The organism is Streptomyces sp. CBMA123, assembly GCF_014596465.1.
Lineage (GTDB): Bacteria > Actinomycetota > Actinomycetes > Streptomycetales > Streptomycetaceae > Kitasatospora.
Window position 1 is genome coordinate 1 of record NZ_MECK01000215.1, and the last position, 4,609, is coordinate 4,609.

Genomic DNA, 4,609 nt, shown 5'->3' on the forward strand with positions numbered 1-4,609 from the left:
TCCGGCGCCCGGCGGGAAGAGCCCGGGGTCTTCCCCGAGCGCGCCCGGCAAGTCGCTGAGCGCCGCGCCCGTCGCGGCCGGGACACCGGCGGCGGACCGCTCCGGCGCCGCCCGGCTGCTCCTGCCGATCGCGCTGATCGGCGGCCTGGTGCTGCTGGTCGGCGGGCCGGCGGCGCTGATCCTGGGCGGGACACCGGCCGGGGAGCGGACGCTGACGGGGCTGAGGAACGGCTGGTCGCGACTGCGCCGGCGGTTCTGACGGCTGCTGCCGTACGGCTGACCGGCCGTGCCTGACGGCTCGTGCTTGACGGCTCGTGCCTGAGGCCCGACGTTTCACAGCCGCCGTCGTTCCCCGCTCCCGACGGCTCGGCGAGGCCGCCGTTCCGGTCTCGCCGAGCCGTCCGGCAGCTTCCTCAACTCTGCCATACCGCAACGCAGTCGGCCGACACCGGCCCAGGTGGCCGGATCCTTTCCGGCCCCCGCTGGCACACCGGTCGCGATCGTCACCGTGGCCAACTCCGCCACCGAACTGGCTCGTTGGGGCCTCGTACACACGCGCGACCCGGTGCGGCCACCTCCGGATGGCCGAATGGGTACGCGCCGGCACCGCCGCCCGGCCCCAACCGGCCTCGCCCCCCAACGACTTCGCGCCACCGTCCAGTCCGGGCGCCGCCCGGTCATCCGCACCCGAGCACGGAGAGCAGAGCATGACAGCCGCCGCCGAGCCCGCGGCCTCGTCCGCCGGGGCCCCGGGCACACCCGACCGCGGAGCCGCCGCCGACGTCCCGCGCACCATCACCGCCCCCGCGACCCCCGGCGACCGGGTGTTCCGCGGGGTGCTGCGGACGGCCGGGCTCTCGGTGTTCGCGATCATGGGCCTGATCGCCTTCTTCCTGCTCCTGCGCGGCTCGGACGCGCTGCGCGCCGTGGGCTGGTCGTTCCTGACCGAGCGGAAGTGGCAGACCGCGGCGCACACCTTCGGCATCGCCGCCGTCCTGCCGAACGGCCTGCTGATCGCCGTGATCGCGCTGGTCATCGCCGTTCCGGTGGCGCTCGCCACGGCGATCTTCATCTCCGAGTACGCGCCCGTCCGGCTGCGCGCCTCGCTGGTCTCGCTGATCGACCTGATGGCGGCGATCCCGAGCATCATCTACGGCCTGTGGGGGCTGTTCTTCCTCCAGCCGCGGATCATCGGCTTCTCCCGCTGGCTCTCCAACCACCTGGGCGACGCGATCCCCTTCCTCAAGGTGCGCACCGGCGACATCGGGACCTCCTACACCTCCTCCACCTTCATCGCGGGCGTCGTCGTCTCGCTGATGATCGTCCCGATCGTCACCTCGCTCAGCCGGGAGGTCTTCTCCCAGGCCCCGCAGGGCGAGCGGGAGGGCGCCTACGCGCTCGGCTCGACCCGCTGGGGGATGGTGCGCACGGTGGTGCTGCCGTTCGGCCGGGGCGGTGTGATCGGCGCGGTCATGCTGGGCTTCGGCCGGGCGATGGGCGAGACCATCGCGGTCGCGCTGATCATCTCGCCGAACTTCAAGACCATCACCCACATCCTGGAGAACGGCGCCAACTCGATCTCGGCGCTCATCGCGCTGCGCTTCGGCGAGTCGGACGCCCTCTCGCTCTCCGCGCTGATGGCGGCCGGCCTGGTGCTGTTCGCGCTGACCCTGCTGGTCAACGTGGCGGCCGGCTTCGTGATCAACCGGTCCCGCTCCGGGGCCTCCACCGCCGACTGAGCCGGCGGTACGGACATGACCGGTCCCGCTGCGACCGCTGCTGCGACCCCTGCTGAGACCTCGTCTGAAACCCCGTCTGAGACCCCGTCGAAGGGAACGACCCGATGACCACGCTCGACCTGCCGCCGGCCGCGGCTCCGGGTGCCGCCGTTCCGGGCTCCGATGTTCCGGGCGCTGCCGTTCCGGGGCCCGCGGCCGGCCCGGCGGAGCCGCGCCCGGAGAAGCGCGTGAAGCTCGGCGGCGGCACCCGCGAGGACGTGTTCACCGTGGCCGGCGCGGCGGTCGGCTCGCTGGCGCTGGACTGGATGCTGTACGAGCGGGTGCTGCCGTTCAGCGGCGCCTTCGGCTTCCTGGTCTGCTGGTACCTGCTCTTCCTGGGCGCCTACGGCACGCTCGGCCGGCTCCAGTGGGGCCCGCTGCTGGTGCGCGAGCGCCTGGTCTCGGTCGTGGCGTGGAGCGCAGGCCTGCTGGTGCTGGCGCTGATCGTCGACCAGGTCGGCTACCTCGCGGTGCGCGGGTACGAGGCGGCCCAGCACCTCAACTTCTTCACCGAGTCGATGGAGCGGACCGCCGCGCTCTCCCCGATCACCTCCGGCGGCGCGCTGAACGCGATCGTCGGCTCGCTCGAACAGGTCGGCCTGGCCTCGCTGTTCGCGGTACCGCTGGGCATCGCCGCGGCGATCTTCATGTCCGAGGTCGGCGGCCGGATGGCCAAGCCGGTGCGGACCCTCGTCGAGGCGATGACGGCGCTGCCGTCGATCGTCGCGGGCCTGTTCGTGCTCGGCATCGTGATCCTGACGCTCGGCTTCGACAAGAGCGGCTTCGCGGCCTCGCTCGCCCTCACGGTGATGATGATGCCGATCGTCACCCGGGCCTCCGAGGTGGTCATCCGGTTGGTGCCGGGCACCCTGCGCGAGGCCTCGTACGCGCTCGGCGGCAGCCAGTGGCGGACGGTGTGGAACGTCGTGCTGCCGACCGCCCGGCCCGGTCTGGTCACGGCGGTGGTGCTCGGTGTGGCGCGCGGCATCGGGGAGACCTCGCCGGTGCTGCTGACCTCGGGCTTCACCCCGCAGTTCAATGCCGACCCGTTCCACGAGCACCAGGTGTCGCTGCCGCTGTACATCTGGAACTACGTCAAGCAGCCCTACCCCGAGATGGTCGCGCGCGCCTTCGCGGCGGGGCTGACCCTGATGGCTCTGGTGCTGATCCTGTTCGTCACCGCGCGGGTGCTCGGCGGCCGTCGCCCCGGCGAGCTGACGCGTGCCCAGCGGCGCCGGATCGACCGGGAGGCGCGGCGGGCCGAGGGCGCCGCGCGGTCCGCCGCCGCCCTTCCGGCCGTCGCCCAGTCCACCGCCGCGCTGCCCGGGAACAGCTGATGACTCACCCAACCACCCTCCGTACCAGAGGAGTTCTCATGTCGTGGGAGGCCGCAAGGCGCTCCGTGGCCCGCGTCCTGGCGGGAGGGCCGGCGTTGCTGCTCGCCGCGGCCTTCCTGCTGTTCGGACAGGCCGCACCGGCCTTCGCCGCATCGGTCGCGCTGAGTGCCGACGGTTCCAGCTGGGCCGGCCCGGCCATCGACCAGTGGCGCCAGGACGTCGGGCCGCAGGGCATCCAGATCAGCTTCAACCCGGTCGGCTCGGCCGCGGGCCGGACGGCCTGGAGCAACGGGCAGGACGACTTCACCGCCTCGGACGTGCCGTTCCGCAGCTCCGAGGACACCGGCCTCAACTCCGGTGCCCGCACCAGCGGTCAGGGCACCAGGGAGAACCCGGTCTACGGCTTCTCCTACGTGCCGATCACCGCGGGCGGCACGACCTTCATGTACAACCTCGTGGTCGGCGGCAAGCAGGTCCGCGACCTGCGGCTGTCCCCGCAGACCGTCGTGGACATCTTCACCAACAAGATCACCAACTGGAACGACGCGAAGATCACCGCCGACTACGGCAAGCCCCTGCCCAACCTGCCGATCACCCCGGTGGTCCGCTCGGACGGCTCCGGCGCCACCGCCCAGTTCACCCGCTGGATGGAGCACACCCACCAGAGCCAGTGGGACGACTACTGCAAGTCCGTCAACGGCACCACCTGCGGTGACTACACCGAGTTCTTCCCGCCGTCCGGCCGGATGGTCGCCCAGAACGGCTCCGACGTGGTGGCCGGCTACATCAAGGCGGCGGCCGGCCTCGGCACCATCGGCTACGACGAGTACGCCTTCGCCAAGCGCAGCAACTGGCCGGTCGTGAAGGTGCTCAACCAGGCCGGCTACTACGCGCTGCCGACCGCCTCCAACGTCGCCATCGCGCTCACCGCCGCCAAGATCCGCGGCGTGGACGACAACACCCCGCCGTCCGACCCGAACTACCTGCAGCAGAACCTCGACGGCGTCTACACCATGGACGACCCGCGCTCGTACCCGATCTCCAGCTACAGCTACGTGATCGTGCCGCGGGCCGGCGCCGCGCTGCCCCCGCCGGGCCGCTTCAACAACGACAAGGGCGCCGCGCTCAGCAAGTTCCTCGCCTACGTGCTCTGCGAGGGCCAGGGCGAGGCCGACGGCCTCGGCTACTCGCCGATCCCGCGCGGCCTGGTGCGCGGCGGGCTGCTGCAGGCCAAGTCGATCCCCGGCAACGCCAGCCCGGTCGACCCCGACACCCTGTCCAACTGCGCCAACCCGACCTTCAACTCGGCCGGTGAGCTGACCGTCCTCAAGAACGCCCCGCAGCCGAGCCCCTGCGACAAGCAGGGCGCCCCGCTGGACTGCACCGTGCAGAACGGCCAGGCGGTGAAGACCGGTTCGGGCGGCTCCGGCGGCGGCTCCGGCGGGTCCGGCGGCGGCGCGGCCGGTGGTTCCGGCGGCACCGGCGGCGGTTCCG

General features: G+C 72.3%; 3 protein-coding genes and 1 pseudogene. All 4 read left to right on the forward strand.

Translation table 11 applies throughout. From position 1 onward, the window contains the following. Window positions 1-259 (forward strand): annotated as a pseudogene (locus BG452_RS23115) (hypothetical protein); the annotation flags it as partial. A gap of 448 nt (window positions 260-707) precedes the next feature. Then, window positions 708-1,739, forward strand: a complete 1,032-nt coding sequence (gene pstC, locus BG452_RS23120; protein WP_188306268.1) for a phosphate ABC transporter permease subunit PstC — start codon at window positions 708-710, stop codon at window positions 1,737-1,739. 104 nt (window positions 1,740-1,843) lie between these two features. Next, window positions 1,844-3,115 (forward strand): phosphate ABC transporter permease PstA, encoded by a 1,272-nt coding sequence (gene pstA, locus BG452_RS23125; protein ID WP_188306269.1) that lies wholly within the window; start codon window positions 1,844-1,846, stop codon window positions 3,113-3,115. 38 nt (window positions 3,116-3,153) lie between these two features. Beyond that, window positions 3,154-4,609 (forward strand): substrate-binding domain-containing protein (locus BG452_RS23130; protein WP_188306270.1); only part of this gene is annotated, 1,456 nt, incomplete at its 3' end.

Coding starts and splice junctions, on each gene's coding strand:
- pstA (WP_188306269.1), top strand. CDS start 1,844: ATGACCACGCTCGACCTGCCGCCGGCCGCGGCTCCGGGTGCCGCCGTT.
- pstC (WP_188306268.1), top strand. CDS start 708: ATGACAGCCGCCGCCGAGCCCGCGGCCTCGTCCGCCGGGGCCCCGGGC.